Below are 21,063 nucleotides of genomic sequence, written 5' to 3' on the forward strand. Positions count from 1 at the left end.
TATTAATCTGAGCATTTGCCTTTTGAAACATTAAAAGACAGTAATCCTGTTTAAAAATAGTTCATCAAAAGTATTTGCCGGTTACCCGATTACCTTTCTGATATTTTTGTAGCAAAGGTCAACACTGTCAAAAGACGGTGCAAGATCGTATTCTACAAAGAAGTATTTCAATCCTGCAATATCCGCAGCTTCGAAGATCCGTTTGAAATCCACAACACCTGTACCAACTTCTGTGATCGTCTGCAAATCACTTTTGATATCTTTTACGTGCCACAAAGGAAAACGGCCGGGCTGTTCTTTAAACAAAGCAACAGGGTCTTTTCCAGCCTTGGTTGCCCATGCAAGATCCAGTTCCATTTTTACCAGATCTTTGTCGGTTTGGGATAAAACAAGTTCATACGGGGTTTTTCCGCCTTCAACAGCATCAAATTCGGTAGCGTGATTGTGGTAAGCAAAACCAATCCCGGCTTTTTTACTTGCTTCACCGGTTTTTTGAAATACTTCAATAGAATTTTTAATCTCTTCCATGGTACCAACCGGCGTACTTGCGCAAACCAGATAACTGAGTTCACCTTCTGCGGCGTCGTTTACCAGTTGCTGGTAATTGTCACGGAGGTTCATCATAGGCGGAATGGTAATGGGTTTGCCATCCGCACCGAGAGGCATTTTACCACCTGCCGGCATTTTAAAAGGTGCGCCCAGCGCGTGGTGTGCGCGCCATTTCATTCCCAAACCTTCGACCAGTTTTTTAAATTCTTTGGGTGTATAACCATAATAGCCACCGCGTGTACTGAATGCAGATTCTATTTCTTTGTATCCGATAGAAGCTATTTTTTCAAGCGTTGCTTTCGGATCATTATTCATTTTTTCAAATACAGTAAACAGCTGAATTCCGGCCGGCCTTTCAGCCGGAAAAAAACCGGACAAATTTTCAGCTTTTGACAAATAAGGAATTGCAAGGCTGCCTGCTGCCAGTAATCCTGCTTTTTTTATAAAACTTCTTCTATCCGTATTCATGTTGATACTATTTATGAGTTCGTAATGGGATTATAATTTAGCTTCCTGCTGAAATGTGATTTTTGAGAATGAAAGCAGGGGTTCAATAGCTTTGGCCTTATCGTTTTTGAATACCAGATAAATGTCATGTTTACCCTGCGTATCTTTCAAAGTGAGAATAACCGGCGGCCTGGCAAACGGATTGCGTTGCTTTACAACCTCACCGGGCTTTGCATTTTTCTTCTCACTTTCCATTTCCGCCATCACTTTCGCAATATCCACTTCGGGTGCAATTTCTACTTTCTGTTCCCCTACAAGCTGGCCAGTTGGAGAATCCAGCCTGATTTCAATGGTGCCGCCCACGCTGCCTTCTCTTCGTTGTGCCGCAGCGTTCAGTTCTAACTGCTGAATACCACTCAGATCAATTTCTTTGAAACCAAGATAACTGTTCGAGAAAGCAACAGCACTAAATCCCAGTCCGGCTACACCCAATGCTTTTAATTCTATTCCTTTTTGTATCGGCGCTTCGGCTGCATTCATTTCAGGACTTTTTAGTACGATCATTTCTTCCGAAGTCTGCGCAGGAATTGGTTTTGCTCCGTTCACTGCATGGTCTGTAAAAGCCGCACGAATCAGGACCGAACCTTTGCCATTATCACCTTTTGGGATTTCCGGTTTATATTCGCCGGCCACGGGCAAAGTACTCAGTGTTTTATCGGTACTGTTCAGGATATATTTTACAATAACTTCCGCATCGGCAACCGGTAGGGCCGGATGAGCAGCCATCGCTACTTCTCCCCAAACGCCTGAACCGCCTTCCAATACTTTTTTAACCAGCTTGTCAATAGCACCTGGCTGCCCTTTGTATTTATTGGATACATCCGCAAATGATGGACCGACCGATTTGGTATTTGGCTGGTGGCAGACCTTGCAATCACTTTTACTCATCAACACCTGGGCAACGGCGAACTGTGTGGATGCATCAACGCTGCGCTGGTTCTGAATTACTTCTGCATAATCGAAACCTTCGGAAGTGTAATCAATACTTACAGCAACCTGGTCGGCTTTGATCTTGCCATCCGCGAGGCTTCCATCTTCTTTATCGTCCACGGCAACTGCGTATTTGATTGGTTTATTCGGGAAGAAAAACGATTTATTTCCTGCCAGATTTACCGAAACCTGTGGCGGTTCATTGCCAGCCACTATTTTTACCGACTGGCTGTTACTTGCGCCTTTCGCATCCGTTACTGTCAGCGTTGCGGTGTAAACACCATTTTTATCAAATGAAACGGTAGGATTTGCAGTTACAAATTGTTTTGGAGTCGTACCGGGGCTGGTTATTTTCCAGCTGTATTTCAATGCATCTCCGTCAAAATCTTTTGTTCCTGCTGATGAAAGTACAGCCTGAAAGGGAACTTTGCCACCTTTTTTATCAACCGAAGCCTGTACAACAGGTTTGCGATTTCCACCGTTATACTCAATCCGGATCAGGCGTGAATTGTCGCTTTTACGAAACCAGTTGCTGCCATATTCAAGTATATACAAATCTCCGTCGGCCCCGAATTTGATATCAATCGGTTGTACCGGATGGTAATTGGGCAATACGCGTTCCATAGAATCAAAGTCTCCGTTTTCTTTCATCGCGATCGCCATGATCCAGCCACGGGAAAAATCAGCCGCAATCCATTTTCCTTCATAATACGCAGGCCATGGGCGTTTTGGGTTTTTAAAATCTGTACGGTGGTACACCGGCCCGCCTGTTGCACTCCGTGAACCGGAACCAACCAATGGGAATTTCTCCGAAACACCGTATGGATAATAAATAAAGGTAGGTTCGGTCGGAAACAATTCTTTTAAACCGGTATTGTTTGGGGAACTGTTGACCAGTTTTTTAGGGTCTTTTTTTGCCAAAGGTTTATTGGTACCATAATCAAAAACCGGAAACGCCTGGTCGTCGGCTACAAACCATGGCCAGCCAAAATTACCCGGTTTGCGTGCCTGGTTCAGTTCATCATAACCTCTTGGCCCGATCTCGGAATCTTCGCCCGCATCCGGTCCCACTTCACCCCAGTATACGTAGCCTGTTTTGCTGTCCACAGAAATTCTCCATGCATTGCGATGGCCCATTGAATATATTTCAGGCCTTGTGAGTGCAGTTCCTTTTGGATAAAGATTTCCTTCTGGTATTGTATATGTTCCATCGGCCTCAGGATGTATTCTGAGGATTTTTCCTCTCAAATCGTTCGTATTTCCTGCATGTCCCTGATCATCCCAGCTGCTGCGGCCAGGGCGTTCATCTGTTTGTGCTGCCTGCTGGTTTCCGGTATTATTACCCACAGTCAGATAAAGGTTTCCAGCTTTATCCCAGGTCATTCCACCGCCCGTGTGACAGCAAACTTCACGCTGGGTGGTAACTTCCAGAACGACTTTTTTAGAATCATCCACGAGTTGATCGTCACGCATTTCCCAGCGGCTTAATACATGTTTTTTTTCAGTAGGGTGGGCATAATACAAATAAATCCAGTGGTTTTTGGCATAATTCGGATCCAGTGTCAGGCCCATCAGTCCTTCTTCTGCTTCTCTGACAACACCTTCTGCACTGGTATATTTGGTGTTTACAGGTATGGTAGCGATCAGGTCCGTAGTTTTGGTTGCAGCATTGTATTTCTTTAAAGCGCCCTTTCTTTCGGCAATGTAAGCACTGCCATCCGCAAGTACTTCAAAAACCATGGGTTCGTCAAGATTATCAGCAATGACAACAGGAGTGAAGCGGCTTTCGTCGGGTTTGGTGCTATCCTGTAAAGTGAAAGAAGCCAGGAAAGCTATTCCAAAAATATTGACAGAAAGTATAGCCGGCCGAATGAACTTTCGGCGAATAGCATACAAATTTATCATAGGTTTTTTTAAATTTTAGGTTTTGGAAATATACCACTATTTAAATAAAAAATAGTCAATAATAAAGAGTAGCCAATTTTAAAAATATGACTGTTCCCACTATTGACTATTTATATGAAAAAGTAGCTCATAAAAAAGTTGTCAGATCAAATGACCTGACAACTTTCAATAATTAAAATCCGGCATTCTGTTTCAATGAAGAAACACCGCTTTGCGTGCTCAAATCAATCTGACGCTGCGGGATTGGATAGTATTCATTTTTATTGGCACTGAAATTTCCACCGCGAATATCGGTTGTTACCGTACTTTCATAAGTAAAGTAAGCATTAATTGTAGTCTGCGCTGTGCCCCAGCGAACCAGGTCAAAGAAACGGTGGCCTTCCATTGCCAGTTCCAGTTTACGTTCAAAATAAATAGCTTTTAACGCCCCGTCTTTTCCTAAGCCAGCAAAAGCACCGGTTGGATAAACAGCGATTTTATAGTTGGCAGCAGGAGTTGTTGAAAATCCTTCCAGCGGGGCACTGTCATTTTTATATTTATACAAATAATTAACAGGGTCTGCCGCTCTTGCACGAACCATATTTACATAAGTCTGAGCCTGAACAAGGTTATTCAATTGTGCCTCAGTTTCTGCTGCCATCAGCAATACATCAGCAAAACGGATCACATTGTAATTGATGGCCGTTCCCGGTGCCCATGAACTCTGGTCAGAATAAATATCCTGCGTTGCCTGCCAGTATATGTTTTTCTTAGGTGAATAAGGCCCAGCATAAGTTTGCCCCGGACTACGAATCCAGGAAGCTCCAGGATGGTATCCCCAGTCGTGATATGGCAATCCGCGACGTCCTACTGTCCAGTCAAGGCGGGGATCAAGCGTACCAGCATCCGGCGTAAAAGCCTGATTGGAAGCAATTCCGATATCACTTTTTACTACGTGTGAATTGTAATCATTTACATAAGGCAAACCAGTTTCAGCAGTCCGGTAAGAGTTCGCCAGATCAAGGCTAGGCTGATAGAATCCGCAGCAACGGAAAGGGCTGTCTCCATAAGGGAAGTTCAGCATGTCACCCTGATTGGCATTGGCGATATTGTTCGTTCCGTCATTCGCTGCCATTTGTATAGCAAATACAGATTCAGAGCTGTTATCGGTTGCAGCATCAAAATTGTCTTCGAACCGTTTTGTCAAAGCATATTTTAATCCGTTTACCGTTACACCCTGTGCTATTACAGCGTCGAACATAGTTTTGGCTTCTGCATATTTGTGCTGATACAGATAGGTTTTTGCCAGATAAGCACCTGCCGCCCATTTGTTCACTTTGCCAACCTGAGACTGGGTAGCAGCCATATTATCGTAAGCATACTGGAAATCGGCTTCAATTTTAGGCCAGATATCCGTTGTGTTAGGCTGGCTTCCTGCATCAATGGTTGCGATCGTTTCATCAATCCATGGAACATTATTGAACATCTTTTTCAGTTCGAAATAATAATGTCCGCGTAAAAAACGGGCCTGTCCGCTGATATTGGCGCGGTCAGCATCGGATATCTCAGGTACCAGTGCCAATACCCTGATTACAGAGTTGGCACGGTTAACTCCTTCGTAAACGGTTCTCCATTTACTGTTAAAATAACCATTACTAGGGTCGGCTGAAAATTTGGCAATGGCGTCAATCGCAGGCTGATCACTTCCATCACTGCCTTTATGCGCATCCCCGCCTGCAATACTTCCGAAAGTCCAGTTGTCGGGGGAAGCCTCCCATGCGTTTGTTCCTGCAAGATTCAGTGCACTGTTATTTGCGTAAGACTGGCCATCAAGAGCGGCATAAGCACCTGTTAGCAGTGCATCAACACCGGCCGGAGTATTTAGCTGCTCTTCACTTAATGCACCTTGTGCACCAATATCCAAAGCATCTTTGCAGGAATCCAGGACTACACCGCCAAGCAAAACGGATGCAGCTAATATATAATGTTTAAGTTTCATTTCTTTTCGAGTTTAACAGATTAGAATGTTAAATTAAGTCCTATCAGATACTGGCGCTGGTTTGGATAAACCCCTTCGTCAATTCCGAATGAAGTTGTTGAAGAAAAAGATTGATTGGAACTTCCGCCAGAAGTATTGTTGGTGTTGGAAGTGGTGCCAATTTCAGGATCCAGGCCGGAGTATTTTGTTATGGTAAACAAGTTAGCTGCCTGAACATAAACCCGGAGTTTTTCAATCTTAATTTTCTTTAACATAGCAGCAGGAAAGGTGTATCCGATCTGCGTATTTTTAGCCCGCAGGTAAGAACCTTTTTCAACAAAGTAAGAGTTAGGAACATTGGAAGTACTGAATGAACCAACTGTTTCCTGAATTGGGGCAGTTGCATCATGATGATCCGGAGTCCATGAATCGTAAAGGGCTGTCTGACTTTTTGCACCCTGGAAGTTTGAGTTGAAGTCAGTCCACCATTTTACGTTGTTCCAGATATCGTTGCCTTGTGATCCATACAGGAATATGCTGAAATCGAAATTCTTGTAATTTGCTCCCAGATTAACCCCGTAACTGAATTTAGGATTAGGATTACCCAGGTAAGTCCTGTCAGCTTCATTAACAATACCATCTTTATTTGTATCAGCATAACGGAAACGGCCTACTGCCACATCTGTCTGGTATACTGTTGAAGTACTGCCGGTTGTTTGCTGAGCAGTTGCATTGGCAGCATTGATCTCTTCCTGTGAGTTCCAGAAACCGGCAACTTTGTAACCATAGAACTGGCCGATAGAATGTCCGACTGAGTTACGTACAATGTAACTTCCGTTAAAACGGCGCCCTTCCTGATCAAAATAATCAACTCCTTTGGTCAGAGATTTGATCTTGTTGTTATAAGTAGTCAGCGTAACAGTAGCATTGAATTTCAGATCTTTGGTTACATCCAGTGTAGTAGAAGCCGAAAGGTCAATACCATGATTTCTCATTTTGGCAATATTGACAAACGGAACAGTACCTAAACCAGCCGTTGCCGCCAACTCCGGGTTGTATAAAAGATCACGAATTTCTTTGCTGTAGTAATCAACAGTCAGGTCCAGTTTTCCTTTGAAAAGACTTGCATCAATACCAATATTGCTGTTGATATTCTTTTCCCATTTGGCATCCGGGTTTCCAATCCTGGTTCTTTGCAGACCCATGATAGTTTTGTTGGTTCCGTTGATGTCATAAAAGGAAGAAGTCCTGTCCTGACCATAAGTTGTATACGCATTGGCTGCATCTACGTTCAGCTGGTTACCCATTACTCCGTATCCACCTCTTAGTTTCAGATCATCCACCCAGGTAATATTTTCCATGAAAGCCTCTTTGGATACGCGCCATCCTGCACTTACAGCAGGAAACACTCCATAACGGTATCTCTGGAATCTGGAAGAACCATCACGGCGAATTGTAGCTCCGATCAGGTATTTGTCACGAAGGGAATAATCGATACGTCCAATTAAAGAAGACAAACCATCTTTAAAACGTGCACTGTAATTGGTTGGAGTTCCTGAACCTGTTGAAAGGGTTGTGAAATCAGGATCGAAGCTGAAATATCCGGTAGTGGTTCCACCCAGGTAACTTCCACGGTTTTTGTAGTTTTCAGTACCAACCAATATTTTCAGGTCATGGATGTCTCCGAAAGTGTGCTGCCAGTTGATGGTATTACTCCATGTGTAGTTAAATCCGCTGAATGAATTCTCTGTGTAAGAATTTATTGTATTGTTTTCCTGATTTTCATATTCAGGATAAGCGAATGACCGGTAAGAACCTGTGTACAATTCACCTCCAAAACTTGACCTTAATGTAAAATCTTTGAAAAGATCAATTTCAGCATACATGTTTCCGAAAAGACGGTTACTCAGACCGCTGTTATTACGTGTGCGCTGCTGAATGGCAACCGGGTTTTTGGCATTTCCTAAACCTTGTCCGTAACCACCCGCAAAATTTCCCATAATATCATAAACCGGGATAATAGGCTGCTGACGGAAAGCCATACCAATGGCACTTCCTTCTGTAAGCGCATTTACACGTGGATTGTCTGATACCGAGAAAGCAAGATTTTCTCCAACACGAATGTGCTCTGTAATATTATACTGACTGTTTGAACGGATTGTATAACGTTTCAGGTAAGTATTGGCTAATGTACCCTGCTGATTGAAATAATTCACAGAGAACAGATAATTGCCTTGCGGGCCTCCGCCACTTACAGCCAGGTTATGGCTCGTAATTGCAGCCGGATTAAAAATCTCATGAAACCAGTCCGTACCGCTTTTGTTGGCTTTTGTAATTCTGTAAAAACCATTGTAAGCGTCCGTGTTGGTATAATTCGGATTTACATTATATAATGCAGGGTTTACAGAAGCATCTCCTTCACTTGCTCCTTGCGGAGAAATATAGTCAGGAAGAACAGGAGTCGTTCCGCTTCCGTACAAAGGATCATCAATGGCTGCATTTGGATTTACATTTCTGAGCGCATTGAATTTCAGCTGAGCTGTTTCCTGTGGATTCAGAAGATTCCATACATTTCCGCCCTTAGGCTGCTGCGTTCCAACATAAGCGTCATACTGTACTTTCACTTTACCATTTCCACGTTTGGTCGTGATAATGATAACCCCATTCGCAGCACGTGAACCGTAAATAGAAGCCGAACCCGCATCCTTTAAAACCTGCATAGTGGCAACGTCATTGGAGTTGATATCGTTGATATTCTGAGTCGGAACTCCGTCTACAACATATAAAGGAGCATTATTTCCAAATGTGTTGATACCGCGGATACGTATCTGCGGCGCTTCACCAGGTTGTCCTGAACCCAAAACCGTAACCCCCGAAGCGCGCCCCTGCAACTGGCTTGTGATCTGGGAAGTTGGCTGCTGCTGCATATCCGAAACATTTACAATAGAAACAGCACCTGTCAGGTCTTTCTTTCTTTGCGTACCATAGCCTACCACTACCAGCTCATCCAGTGATCTGGCATCAGAGGCAAGTACCACGTCCACGGTTGTTTTATTACCAACGAGCACTTCTTTTGTAGTGGATCCTACGAAAGAAAATACCAGTGTTGCAACGGCACCGTCAGGAATGTTTAAACTGTATTTTCCATCTGCATCCGTAGTGGTTCCGGTTTGAGTACCTTTCAATACCACACTTACTCCTGGTAGTGCGTCGTTGTTATCTCCACGTACAGTACCTGTAATAGTCCGGTCAATATTACTTGCCATGTCGGACGAAACATTATTTTTGTTTCGGACCGGATTACTTTCTGTTTCCGATGATGGCAGTTCGTTTTTTTGATTTCTGCTGATAATAATCAGGTTTTCCTGTACCCGGTATTTCAGGTCCAGTGGAAGTAATGCATCATCTAATACTTTGGAAAGCAGCTGATTTTCAGCCTTCACGTTCACTTTGCGTTTGGACTGGATTACTTTTCCGCTAAATACGAATTTTGCACTTGTTAGTTTTTCGACCTGACTAAAGAAAGCTTCCACTTCCTGATTCTGAATATTCAGACTTACTTTCTGATTCAGCAGTGCCTGAGCGTTGCCATCCTTGGCATAGCCACTGCTCATTACACCTACGGCGATCAGCCATTGAAATAGCGAAATACGCATGACCCGTAATACTAATTGAAAATTGTACCTTTTTTTCATACATTTAACATGTTTTATTGAGGTTAGATTTGGTAAAACAATCCCCTTCATCTTTTTTGAAAGATGCTATTGATTAGGAAAGCAATAACGGGGATTTCATAGGGGTCGGAAATGTTGGCGCATTATCCGACTCTTTTCTTTTGAGTGCACTGCATTATATTACATACGCTGGAAATTAATGGTTAACAAAAACAAACAATTTAATTTTTACATCCTTTACTATATACGACAATCCTGCCATCCAGCATTTCGTAATGTGCTTCTATCACTTCACAAATAATGTCAAGCTTTTCAAACAGGGATTGCCGGGTTAGCGAAGCAGTTACCGGGCAATCATTGAGCAGGTCTTTATCAAAAATAATATCGACCTGATAAGCATCCTTCAGATCGTTCAGAACGGCTGAAGCAGGGATATTTACAAAATCAAAAGTTTTTGGTTTTTCATTGGAAATAACCACTTCGGGTTTGTCGCGTAATGTTTTTAACATGTTCGAGCTTTCGTCCTCGTAGACCATTTTCTGGTTGGCCGTTAGTACCATTCCTTTGGATTGTAACGCTTTCGGGTTTTTTGTCTCGGAAAAATCAGTCTGCCTGAATACCGAAACTTTTCCTTCCGTTACTTCCACCGTCGTTTTATTATGCGCGTTTCGTGCATTGATAGCAAAACTGGTACCAAGGACCTTGGTAACCAATTCATTGGCGTAAACTAAAAATGGCCTTTTCGGATCTTTAGAAACCTGGAAAAATGCTTCACCAGAAAGGTATACTTCGCGTTTCTCGGCCAGAAACTTTTCAGGAAAACTGATTTTTGAATCGGGTTTAAGGATCAGCTTACTGCCATCAGAAAGTGCCACGATTTTATTTTCATTCGTTTCATTAACAATTTCGGTAAGTAATTTCCCTTTCGTGAGATAGGAGTAACTATTTTTTTTGCCGGAAATTGGTTATGATACAGCCAGCCAAGCCCTAATACAAAAAGAATAATTGCTGCTGCTGACAACATGGTTGTTTTTTTGAAAAAACGATTTTGCCAGGATACATTCAATACAACTGGTTCGGAATAACTGTTCTTATTTTTATCCGCACGTACTTTATTTAATAGTTCATGGATTTCATGATCTATTTCAGCATCATTCAAATGAGTTTTGTAGTGGCTGTAAACACTTTCAAGCAACGTAGAGGCTTGTAAAATATCCTGCTGCTGAGAAGGGTTTTCTTTCAAATAGTTTTGCCATGATGCATTAGCAACCGGACGTTTGTAACGCACCCAATCCTGAAACTGAGCATCCAACACAAAATCTTCGAGGCTGTAATCTTTGTACCGATCCATGTTATTTTTGTCTTCTACTTATACATAGGCAGAGACTAACATGAAATAATCAAAAAATTTCACTTTTTTTTGAAAAAGTATGAAAAACGGCTTTCCCGGGCTTTACAGTTTATAAACGTTCTTTAAGTTCCTGTATCGTGCGATACAACAGATTGGCAACGGCTTGTTTGGAAATAGTCATGACCTGGGCAATAGATTCATTGTCCAGGTTTTCAAAAAAACGAAGGTAAATAACTTCCTGCTGGCGTTTGGTAAGAAGTGTAATTTGTTGGTTAAGAGCCTTTAATATCTCTTCGTTCGTCTCTGTTTCAATGATTTTCTGTTCAATTGAAATTTCCCCAAAATCTTCTGCTTCAAAATCCAGATCATCTCCGTCTGTCAGCCATTGCTGTTTAAGGCTTTCCCGGTGAATTTTACGACGTAAAGATTTGAGAAGATAAAATTTTACAAAACCAGTATCACCGAGCGTTGCGCGTTTAGCCCAGAGTTCCAGGTAAAGATCCTGGATACAATCTTTCACAAATTCAGAATCTTTTGAAAATTTGATACCATAGCTGTATAAACTACGGTAATATTGCCTCGCGATTTGTCCAAAAGCAATGTCATTTCCTGCACGGAAGGCATTCCAACGTTCAGAATCTTCCAGATTAGGGTCGATAGAATGCGTCATTTAAAATTAGGAAGTAATTCACTTAATTGTTTACGCTAAAAAGTTAAGATTTGTTGAGTTTTACGGATACAGTTAAATCTTACCGTATCCTGTCTATAAATTGACTTATCCATAAAAATAGTATTACATTTTCGAATTAAAACTATAATCATTTAAACTTTGACTAAAACAGAAACCTTCTAAATGACCCCTTTAAGTATATTGTTGAAAATTTTTATTGTGATGCAAACCAGAATTTCATTTAGTTTACTGATAGTCACATACATGTCTGTTTTTTCTATATTTCTTGTTTCATGCAATGAAAATAAGGATAAACAGCAAATTGAGAAATTGGCAAAACAGGAAAAATTAGTTGGCCAATATTGCAGTTCCTGCCACTTAAAACCCGACCCGTCACTGCTCGACAAAGAAATCTGGCGGGACCGGGTTTTGCCTGCCATGGCAAAACAACTCGGCCTGGAAGTGTGGCGCGGAAGCAAATACTACCAAAACGAAAAGTCTGCTATTTCACTTTCCGACTGGATGCAGATCGTGGCTTATTATGATTCACTTGCTCCGCAGCATCTTCCTGTTGCCAAAGCACCCACGCCATTAGTGAAAGACCAGGCTATTTTTTCTTTGAAAATGCCGCAGGAAAATGCTGCAAAAATTGCCATGACAACGCTTGTTGCAATAGATTCCGGGACAAAGCAAATTTACACGAGCGATGCCGGTTTGGCTGGTTTGTATCAGTGGAACGGCGCTTTACAACAAACTGCGTCCACGCAACTGCCTTCCCCAGCCGTACAAGTAGGTTTTGCAAAAGACAAAAATGCGGTTTTGACCTGTATTGGTGAATTAAAAGCCCAGGATATTCCTTCGGGTAATTTATTGAATATCAATTTAGCAGATAAAAAATTCAGTTCCGAAATTATTGCCTCAAATCTGATAAGGCCAATCCATTCTGCATCTGCGGATTTTAATAAAGATGGGCTCATGGATTATGTTGTGAGCAGTTTCGGGCACAATAGGGGAGGATTATTTTTAGTAAAACAGCTTGCCGGTAAAACTTTCCGGACTATCCCGATCCGGGAAATTGCAGGTGCCACACAAAGTGTAGTCCAGGATTTTAATAACGATGGCTGGCCGGATATTATGGCTTTGTTTGCGCATGGTGATGAGGGAATCTGGCTTTTTCTGAATGACCGGAAAGGTGGATTCACGACTAAAAATATTCTGCGTTTTCCACCGGTTTATGGTTCGAGTAGTTTTCAGGTGGTGGATATGAATAAAGACGGGAAAATGGACATCGTCTATACGTCAGGTGATAACAGCGATTATTCACGGATTTTAAAGCCTTACCACGGCCTTTATATTTTCACTAATACAGGAAATATGGATTTCAAGAAAACCTATTTTTACCCGGTCAACGGCTGTACCAAAGCAATAGCCACAGATTTTGATCAGGATGGAGATATGGACATTGCAGCCATTGCCTTTTTTGCAGATTTTAAGGATAAACCCGAAGAGTCGTTCATTTATTTTGAACAGGACAATACTTCTCTAAAAACTGCTTTGAAGTTTAAAGCGCATGCTGTTCCAATCTATAAAAACGGAAGATGGATCTGTATGGATGTCAATGATTATGATGGAGATGGGGACCAGGATATTGTATTGGGAAATTATTCAAAAGGATTTTTGAATCAGGAAAAATTCAAACCAAACTGGAATATGCATATTCCGTTTATGATTTTGGAAAATAATTTGAAGTAATAAATGTGTTTTTTTACACATGGGAATGTGCAGATAATGCTGGCAAACCGGCAAATTGTATAAGTCGGGTAAAAGAATGTAGCGTAGTTTTGTGATATTATTTAGAATGAGTCTACTTATTGTTAGGTTCGCAGTGATTGCCGATAACTGGTGCTTATCATTGTCAGTTCTTTATTTTTCCACATTTCAGGCTCTTTTACCCGAAAATATATAATATGACAACCTTCAAAAAAATCAACAACTGGCTCCATTTATGGTTGGGCCTTATTTCAGGGATTGTTGTACTGATTGTTTGTATTACAGGTTGTGTATGGGTTTTTAACGAAGAAATTGAAGGATTGCTTAATCCGGAAACTAATATTGAATGGCAGGATAAACCGGTGATCCTGCCGTCACGTATCATGCAGATCGCCGCTGTTGAGCAGCCTGGTGTGAGAGTTTCCTATGCCATTTATCAGCAGGGCCGAACCGTTAATGTTAGTTTGGGCGAACGTCGCGGTTCTAATACCATGTTAAAATTAGATCCTTATACAGGAGAAGTGATCCGTAAGGAAGTACACAAGGAAGGAGAAACCGATTTTTTTCGGTGGGTACTCAATGGCCATCGCTTTTTATGGATGCCATACGAAATCGGAAGGCCGATTGTCAATTACAGTACACTCGTTTTTGTTATTCTTTTGATTACGGGCCTAGTCTGGTGGTATCCTAAAAAGTGGACAAAAAGTACAACAGATAAAAGTTTCAAAATTAAATGGGGAGCATCATTTAAACGTGTAAACCTGGATCTGCACAATGTACTTGGTTTTTATTCGCTCCTGTTTTTAATGGCTATTGCGATGACCGGCATGGTGTATGGCATAAAATGGTATAGCGAAGGGCTGTATTGGGTCACCTCGGCAGGAGAGTCTTTACCGGATGGTAGAGAAGATGCAGCTTCTGACTCCTTAATGGCAAACAAATTTTACACGCCACAGCAGGCAATAGACAAAGCCTGGAATAGAGTAATTGCAAAATATCCCAAATCGGAAGGCTTTTATTATACCTTCCCGGATACATCCAAGGCTAAAACGCCTATTTATGTTACGGTTTATCCCAATAAAGGACAGTTTTACAATCACCGTGGTTTTATTTTTGACCAGCATACCCTGAAAGAACTGACACAGGATAAAGTGTATGGAGCACTTTATGAGGAAGCATCTTTCGGAACGAAACTCAGAAAGATGAATTACGATATTCATGTGGGAAGTATACTTGGTTTTCCCGGAAAAGTTCTCGCATTCCTTGTCACACTGATTGGCGCGAGCCTGCCTGTAACCGGTTTCCTTGTTTGGTGGGGACGTAAAGGTTTTGGCAGGAAGAATAAAAAAGGGAGGAAAAATAATCCGGATACGAGTGCAAAGGACTTAACAGGAAAAGCGGATGAAGGCCAAATCAAAAAAGTACGCCCTAAATTCCAGCCTAACGCTAAAAAAACCTTGATTGGCGAAAACTCAATCATAGATTCATCAGCCAGATAAGCAGTTTAGTACTGACTTTTTTATCGGCAGGTTTAATTTTTATTGTCAAAAACGTATAGCGAATATCGTTTATTTATTGCCTCTGAATTCTTATGGATTATTCTGTTTTAAAAATCTAAATATGTTATTGTCTAAAGAAATTGTTGCTTACTGTGAATCCAGAAAGTTACGTTGCACAGCCAAGCGGCTCATGGTAGCGGATTTCCTGCAGGAAGCTAACGGACAGGCAGATGCAGATGTCTTATATATGATGTTTCGTAGTAATTCGATCCGGATCAGCCCGGCTTCCATTTATCAGATACTCGACTGGATGGTAAAAATTGGTTTTGTAGAAAGAATGCCCGGAAATGATCGCAAGAATATTTATTGCATCAAAAAATATAATGTCTAGTTGTAATCGTTCATAAAGGTTTTGCTTCTTTATTGTTATTTAGAATTGAAATAAATAACTTAGCAGCTTCATTTAATCAGTTCTGGTACGGATTATATCTGTCAGAATGAATAAATACTTTATGAAATACCAGATTACCCATTCCTTGCAGCAAAGTCATGATACTAAAATAAGCCGGAATGCAGATCTGCCTTTGCATGATATGGGCCAGGATTTTTTCGCAATGGAAACGATTCAGGATGGTAACGATTATCATTTTAACGGAACACATCGTCATGATTTTTATGAACTGTTATGGTTTACCGACGCCACTCCCAGGCAGGCACATTTTATTGATTTTATAAAATACCCCATCCATCCAAATCAGTTATTTCTTCTTTTGCCGGATCAGGTTCATAGTATAGAGAAAAAAGATAAAACTGGTTTTTTATTTGCTATTTCCAAGGACTTTTTCGAACGGTTGATTGGAAAGGATATTTTTACACTCTTCTATTACACAGTAAATTTTTCTGTCTTAATCCCTGATTCCCAGTTGCATATTTTTCAAACTTTACTGAAATTAATAAAGGTTGAGTCGGACGGAGCAAAGCGCCCTGCCATATTGGAATCTTATTTGCGGAGCTGGTTTTTACATTGTATTGAATTACAAAAGGCGGGCAGATTTGAGGAAAAGCGGGATATTCGTATGCAATTTTTAATAGAATCCATTGACCGTCATTTCAAGGAAGAACGTAATGCCGGATTTTATGCACACGAATTATCACTAAGTGCAAAAAGACTTAATGAACTCTCAAAGGATTATTTTGGCAAAACGATCAACCAGATTATCAACGACCGGCTCATTCTTGCCGCGAAAAGGGAAATCAGTTCCTGTGAGAAATCCATCAAGGAAATCAGTTATGAACTAGGCTTTTCCGAACCTTCTTATTTTACGCGTTTTTTTGGAAAACAAACCGGATATACTCCCGAGAAATTCAGGGAACGCATGTCGAATATTTTTCAGTAATTGCGTTTAAGCCATACCAAGGATTATCAAACAATCCTGTTAATCCTGCAATCCTGTCTAAAACAATATTTCTCTCCAATTCTATCAGAAACAACGCCCTATTTTGAATACAGGCCTTTTGCCAATTCCACTTTTAAATCCACAGTTTTCCACAGATTCCAAATCCGGCTTTAAATGATTTTCCGTCTGTTTTTGAATAAAAAGTTACATTAAACCACATGTATTACAATTACTGTGAGATACTGAATAATTATCTGAGGAGAACAGAAAACAAAATATTCCCACTGTCCTGATGGAACAGGTTTTGTAAGCACTCGCTCAATTACTCAAAATCAATTATCATCATGGAAAAGGAAACTGGCACTGAGCCAAAATTTAAAACTAAAACTTCTGCCAAAGCGGAGCCGGCTTTAAACGAATTATTTCTGGACAGTATCCGCGACATATACTGGGCTGAAAATCACCTGGTAAAGTCGCTTCCAAAAATGATAGCTGCTGCAACTTCCAAAGAACTAAGCAGTGCTATTCAGGATCATCTTGAACAAACGAAAGAACATGTAAGCCGTCTGGAGCAAATCTTTGAATTACTTGGAGAAAAAGCCATTGCAAAAAAATGTGATGCAATGGAAGGATTGGCGAAGGAAGGTGAAGGCATTGTGGAAGATACTGAAGAAGGAACGGCTACAAGAGATGTAGGTATCATCCTGGCTTCTCAAAAAATAGAACATTACGAAATCGCAACTTACGGCGGACTGACCCAACTTGCAAAAACACTTGGCCTGGATGAAGTTGCCGAAATACTTGGCCAGACATTAGGCGAAGAAAAGGAAGCGGACGAGCTGCTTACCCAGATTGCAGAAAACGATATTAATTACAAGGCATCAGAAGAAGCCTGAGACAACATACTATTAATTAAAAGAAAAATTTCAATGGCAATTAAAAAAGATTTAGCCAAAACTGCTGAACAGCCCACAAACGACAAAATCACTGAATTGGCGCCCGAAGTGAATGATGCTACGGGGCAGTTTATGACAACAAACACTGGTTTGCGTATTAACGACGATCAGAATTCATTAAAAGCCGGAGATCGTGGCCCATCGTTACTCGAAGATTTTATTCTCCGTGAAAAAATAACACATTTTGATCATGAGCGCATTCCTGAACGTGTAGTTCATGCCCGCGGTTCGGGCGCACATGGTGTCTTCAAAGTATACGAATCACTCTCGGATGTCACCAAAGCTCATTTTTTAAATGACAGCTCTTTGGAAACGCCTGTATTTGTGCGTTTTTCTACTGTTGCCGGTTCTCGTGGTTCAAGTGACCTGGCAAGAGATGTAAGAGGATTTGCAGTTAAATTTTACACACAGGAAGGCAATTTTGACCTGGTTGGAAATAACATACCGGTATTTTTTATTCAGGATGCTATCAAATTTCCTGACCTTGTCCATGCTGTGAAACCTGAACCGGATAACGAAATTCCACAGGCTGCATCTGCACACGACACGTTCTGGGATTTCATTTCGATTTTGCCAGAGTCTGCACACATGATTATGTGGGTAATGAGTGACCGGGCACTACCGCGCAGTTACAGAATGATGGAGGGTTTTGGCGTACATACCTTCCGCTTTGTAAATGATCAGGGTGTGGCCAGTTTTGTAAAGTTCCATTGGAAACCATTACTTGGCGTACATTCCGTTGCCTGGGACGAGGCTCAGAATATTTCAGGAAAAGATCCTGATTTTCACCGTCGTGATCTTTGGGATGCTATCGACAGTGGTGCATTTCCTGAATGGGAACTGGGTGTGCAGATTGTACCCGAAGAAAATGAATTCAATTTTGAATTCGATCTGCTGGATTCTACCAAGCTGATACCGGAAGAACTGGTGCCGGTACAACGTGTTGGAAAGATGACACTGAACCGCAACCCTGACAATTTCTTTGCTGAGACTGAGCAGGTTGCATTCCATCTCGGACATGTAGTTCCGGGAATAGATTTCACGAATGATCCATTGCTTCAGGGAAGATTATTTTCTTATACCGATACACAGCTGACGCGTTTGGGAGGTCCTAATTTCCAGGAAATACCTATCAACCGGCCAATTGTTCCTGTGCATAATAATCAGCGGGACGGTCACATGAGGCAGGCAATCAACAGAGGAAAAACCAGTTATAATCCTAATTTGATTGGCGATGCATTTCCTGTTCAGGCTAAAACTTCCGAAGGTGGATATGCTTCATATAATGAAAGGATTGATGCCAGAAAAATAAGGGCAAGAAGTAAAAGCTTTTTTGACCATTTCAGCCAGGCGCGTTTATTTTTTAACAGCCAGTCGGAACCGGAAAAAAACCATATTGTCGATGCCCTGAGTTTTGAATTGGGGAAAGTTCAAAAAATTGCCATTCGTGAAAGAATGCTTGGTTTATTATCTATGATTGATAAAAACCTAGCGGCGGAAGTTGCTTTTGCACTCGGACTGCATGTTCCCCAAAATCCTGAGCAGCCGGTTAATCACAGTATTTCGGCAGATGCAAATTCCGCTGATTATGAGCCGGTTCAGTTTGAAAGTTCATTAAAATCTTCCGCTGCTTTAAGTATGGCCAATACGCCAAAAGACAGTATTGTAACGCGTAAAATTGCTTTCCTGGCAGCTGATGGAGTAGACGACAAATCGTTGAATACGGTTAAAGCCGCTCTTTTATCAGCCGGCGCAATTGTTGATATTATCGCTCCAAGATTAGGATATATTATTTCTGAAAATGATGAGCAGATTCTTGCCGACCAGAGTTTCCTGACTGCTGCGTCTGTCCTTTACGATGCCGTTTACGTGCCAGGTGGTACCAACAGTGTTGCATCCATAGAAGCCGAAGCTGATGCAATTCATTTTCTGAATGAGGCATTTAAACATTGCAAAGCCATAGCAGCAGATTCTCAGGCAATTCAGGTTTTGGAAGCAACTTATTTCAGCAAGAAACTCCCGTCTGATTTTTCGGACAGTACTGTTTTAAGAGAAGGCATTGTGATAGGTGATGATGCGAATAAGCTGGCAGATCAGTTTACAATGGCCATTGCTCAGCACAGATTCTGGGAAAGAGAAAAACCAAGAAAAATCCCTGCTTAATTTTTGATTGAATAATGACAAAAACACCCACTTAACTGATCATTAATGTGGGTGTTTTTTGTAAATCCAAACAGTGCTTTGCCGGCTTGTTATTGTAAAAGTACAATCGCCTCTTCATTTCCCTGCTGTGCTGCGAGATCGAGCACTGAAAGCCCTCTTACATCTACAATGGTTTTGTCGGCTCCGTGATTTAATAATAATTTTACCATTTCATTTCGGCCGAACATTGCTGCAAACATTAAAGCAGTACCTCCGTTACCATGCCGCAGGTTCAGGTCAGCACCGTGTTTAATAAGTAATCCCGCAATATCTGCATAACCTTTAAAAGATACGCCCATCAAAGCAGTATTACCTCCAAAATCCTGTGCATTTACATCTGCTCCGGACTGAAGTAAATATTCTGCCGCTTCATAATGATTATTGTAACAGGCAATGATAAGCGGCGTGTAACCTTTATCATCCCTGGCATTCACATCGGTTTTTTGTGCAACCAATTCTTTCAGCACATCGGTATTTCCCAGCCGGGCAGCATGTATGATAACATGATCGTAATTGTCCATAAATTTTATTTGTTGAGCTTTTGTATAAATTAATATCTGAAATTATAAATTTAACCTGGTCTTTAGATTCTTATTTTGCCGGTTTGAACTGAACCAGCTGTATCGAAAATTCATTGGCAGGACGCTTAACTGGATCTGCAAGTTCATGCCAAACAAAAGTCGGACGTGCACTGCACATAAATGATTATTACAAAAAACCTAAAATGACGATTTAATGGCTATTTGCAGCACATTGTTTCGCACATTCACATCTTTGTCGACCAGATAACGAAACATGTAATCTGCTTCTAAATCCAGTTTTTTATTGAGCCTGTAACCCAGACCGATGTAAGTCCGGTTTTGGTCGAATACATGATTATTGATTTTGCTTTTTCCCTGGATATTTAAAAACAGCTCATTTTGAAAAGCTGCATACATTCCTTTTGTAAATTCCTGATTTGCAATCAAAGGAAACTGCGCCTGAATATTATATCTGAATCGCTGTGCAAAAAAGCGGTCGTTTGGCTGATGGAAAAACCGCTGTTCGAATCTGATACGGTTTGAAACCGTAATATTTTGAATTTTATTTTCGACCTGATACTGTTCGAAGATCCGGTTTTCCGGTTCGTAAACCATTTGGTCGTTTTCTTTTTCCCAGGTGCCTAAATAGGTATAACCTACTGTTAATGTCTGATTTTTAGCAACATTGTAGCCAATCCCCGGCCGGATCAGTACTGTATTAATATATCCAGGCAGATTTGCAGTTCGCACCTGGATATCAGAACTGAATTGCCATTTTTCTGTAATTTTTTGTTGGTGTGACCAAAAAATCCACCCATTGTGTTCAACCGTCTGACTAAAAGAATTGTTAAAACCTGCTAACGGCAACGTGACTAATATCAATAATTTGATCCTCATTAAAATATGATAGGCAAAAATAAAAAGATACTATTTGTATAGATTATATCCGTGCCAGTTACCCTGAGGACTTTTATGGGCCATAGTTAACTTTGTAGAAATAATTTGTGGCTTTTAGGGAATAGTTATTGAAATTGTAGTGTTATTAAGAAAGCAAGTCCGCTTACGGGTAATGATCAATGACTTGTAATACGAATCATATATTTTGCAAATAATTTTATCTGTCTAATAATCAGACAATAACAATCTGAATGTTGAGCCGTCAGATTATTTTCAGA

At 41.0% G+C, this 21,063-nt stretch carries 15 protein-coding genes; 6 read left to right on the top strand and 9 right to left on the bottom strand.

The annotated features are described in order from the left end of the window. Window positions 1-81 precede the first annotated feature (81 nt). The 7 genes from KZC02_RS24760 to KZC02_RS24790 form a co-directional block, all read right to left on the bottom strand. A complete protein-coding gene (locus KZC02_RS24760; protein ID WP_221391122.1) occupies window positions 82-1,017 on the bottom strand; it encodes a sugar phosphate isomerase/epimerase in 936 nt (311 codons plus the stop codon). Between the two features lie 30 nt (window positions 1,018-1,047). Continuing rightward, window positions 1,048-3,891, bottom strand: a complete 2,844-nt coding sequence (locus tag KZC02_RS24765) for a PQQ-dependent sugar dehydrogenase (RefSeq protein WP_221391123.1) — start codon at window positions 3,889-3,891, stop codon at window positions 1,048-1,050. A gap of 172 nt (window positions 3,892-4,063) precedes the next feature. Further along, entirely contained in the window at window positions 4,064-5,869 is a 1,806-nt protein-coding gene (locus KZC02_RS24770) for a RagB/SusD family nutrient uptake outer membrane protein (RefSeq protein WP_221391124.1), read from the bottom strand. Between the two features lie 20 nt (window positions 5,870-5,889). Next, the gene (locus KZC02_RS24775; protein ID WP_229253776.1) at window positions 5,890-9,504 is read right to left on the bottom strand and encodes a TonB-dependent receptor; all 3,615 of its coding nucleotides are present in this window, start codon (window positions 9,502-9,504) and stop codon (window positions 5,890-5,892) included. A 239-nt stretch (window positions 9,505-9,743) separates the two neighbouring features. After that, window positions 9,744-10,397: a FecR family protein gene (locus KZC02_RS24780; protein ID WP_221391126.1), complete on the bottom strand. Its 654-nt coding sequence runs from the start codon at window positions 10,395-10,397 to the stop codon at window positions 9,744-9,746. Continuing rightward, window positions 10,370-10,873, bottom strand: coding sequence for a hypothetical protein (locus tag KZC02_RS24785; protein ID WP_221391127.1), 504 nt, complete (start codon window positions 10,871-10,873; stop codon window positions 10,370-10,372). Before KZC02_RS24785 ends, KZC02_RS24780 begins: the two co-directional genes overlap by 28 nt. Window positions 10,874-10,982: 109 nt before the next feature. After that, window positions 10,983-11,543, bottom strand: a complete 561-nt coding sequence (locus KZC02_RS24790) for an RNA polymerase sigma factor (protein ID WP_221391128.1) — start codon at window positions 11,541-11,543, stop codon at window positions 10,983-10,985. A 222-nt stretch (window positions 11,544-11,765) separates the two neighbouring features. Here KZC02_RS24790 and KZC02_RS24795 point away from each other — a divergent pair, with 222 nt between their 5' ends. From KZC02_RS24795 to KZC02_RS24820, 6 genes are all read left to right on the top strand, one after another. After that, window positions 11,766-13,295: a VCBS repeat-containing protein gene (locus KZC02_RS24795; RefSeq protein WP_229253777.1), complete on the top strand. Its 1,530-nt coding sequence runs from the start codon at window positions 11,766-11,768 to the stop codon at window positions 13,293-13,295. Window positions 13,296-13,510: 215 nt separating this feature from the next. Beyond that, complete coding sequence (locus tag KZC02_RS24800; RefSeq protein ID WP_221391130.1) at window positions 13,511-14,812, top strand: PepSY domain-containing protein; 1,302 nt, start codon at window positions 13,511-13,513, stop codon at window positions 14,810-14,812. Between the two features lie 121 nt (window positions 14,813-14,933). Next, on the top strand, window positions 14,934-15,203 hold the full coding sequence (locus KZC02_RS24805; RefSeq protein WP_221391131.1) for a Fur family transcriptional regulator: 270 nt from the start codon (window positions 14,934-14,936) through the stop codon (window positions 15,201-15,203). A 106-nt stretch (window positions 15,204-15,309) separates the two neighbouring features. After that, the gene (locus KZC02_RS24810; RefSeq protein ID WP_229253778.1) at window positions 15,310-16,209 is read left to right on the top strand and encodes an AraC family transcriptional regulator; all 900 of its coding nucleotides are present in this window, start codon (window positions 15,310-15,312) and stop codon (window positions 16,207-16,209) included. 344 nt (window positions 16,210-16,553) lie between these two features. Next, on the top strand, window positions 16,554-17,105 hold the full coding sequence (locus KZC02_RS24815) for a ferritin-like domain-containing protein (protein ID WP_221391132.1): 552 nt from the start codon (window positions 16,554-16,556) through the stop codon (window positions 17,103-17,105). 33 nt (window positions 17,106-17,138) lie between these two features. Beyond that, window positions 17,139-19,328, top strand: coding sequence for a catalase (locus KZC02_RS24820; protein WP_221391133.1), 2,190 nt, complete (start codon window positions 17,139-17,141; stop codon window positions 19,326-19,328). Between the two features lie 89 nt (window positions 19,329-19,417). On the opposite strand, the gene KZC02_RS24825 is transcribed toward KZC02_RS24820, so the two are convergent. Together KZC02_RS24825 and KZC02_RS24830 are read right to left on the bottom strand one after the other, a co-directional pair. Continuing rightward, complete coding sequence (locus KZC02_RS24825) at window positions 19,418-19,888, bottom strand: ankyrin repeat domain-containing protein (protein WP_221391134.1); 471 nt, start codon at window positions 19,886-19,888, stop codon at window positions 19,418-19,420. Between the two features lie 198 nt (window positions 19,889-20,086). Then, a complete protein-coding gene (locus tag KZC02_RS24830) occupies window positions 20,087-20,785 on the bottom strand; it encodes a DUF2490 domain-containing protein (protein WP_221391135.1) in 699 nt (232 codons plus the stop codon). Between the last annotated feature and the right edge of the window lie 278 nt (window positions 20,786-21,063).

The sequence above is a fragment of the Dyadobacter sp. NIV53 genome (genome assembly GCF_019711195.1).
In the GTDB taxonomy this organism is placed as follows: Bacteria; Bacteroidota; Bacteroidia; order Cytophagales; family Spirosomataceae; genus Dyadobacter.

Coding starts and splice junctions, on each gene's coding strand:
- KZC02_RS24760 (WP_221391122.1), bottom strand. CDS start 1,017: ATGAATACGGATAGAAGAAGTTTTATAAAAAAAGCAGGATTACTGGCA.
- KZC02_RS24790 (WP_221391128.1), bottom strand. CDS start 11,543: ATGACGCATTCTATCGACCCTAATCTGGAAGATTCTGAACGTTGGAAT.
- KZC02_RS24770 (WP_221391124.1), bottom strand. CDS start 5,869: ATGAAACTTAAACATTATATATTAGCTGCATCCGTTTTGCTTGGCGGT.
- KZC02_RS24805 (WP_221391131.1), top strand. CDS start 14,934: ATGTTATTGTCTAAAGAAATTGTTGCTTACTGTGAATCCAGAAAGTTA.
- KZC02_RS24800 (WP_221391130.1), top strand. CDS start 13,511: ATGACAACCTTCAAAAAAATCAACAACTGGCTCCATTTATGGTTGGGC.
- KZC02_RS24830 (WP_221391135.1), bottom strand. CDS start 20,785: ATGAGGATCAAATTATTGATATTAGTCACGTTGCCGTTAGCAGGTTTT.
- KZC02_RS24825 (WP_221391134.1), bottom strand. CDS start 19,888: ATGGACAATTACGATCATGTTATCATACATGCTGCCCGGCTGGGAAAT.
- KZC02_RS24810 (WP_229253778.1), top strand. CDS start 15,310: ATGAATAAATACTTTATGAAATACCAGATTACCCATTCCTTGCAGCAA.
- KZC02_RS24765 (WP_221391123.1), bottom strand. CDS start 3,891: ATGATAAATTTGTATGCTATTCGCCGAAAGTTCATTCGGCCGGCTATA.
- KZC02_RS24815 (WP_221391132.1), top strand. CDS start 16,554: ATGGAAAAGGAAACTGGCACTGAGCCAAAATTTAAAACTAAAACTTCT.
- KZC02_RS24795 (WP_229253777.1), top strand. CDS start 11,766: ATGCAAACCAGAATTTCATTTAGTTTACTGATAGTCACATACATGTCT.
- KZC02_RS24785 (WP_221391127.1), bottom strand. CDS start 10,873: ATGGATCGGTACAAAGATTACAGCCTCGAAGATTTTGTGTTGGATGCT.
- KZC02_RS24820 (WP_221391133.1), top strand. CDS start 17,139: ATGGCAATTAAAAAAGATTTAGCCAAAACTGCTGAACAGCCCACAAAC.
- KZC02_RS24775 (WP_229253776.1), bottom strand. CDS start 9,504: ATGCGTATTTCGCTATTTCAATGGCTGATCGCCGTAGGTGTAATGAGC.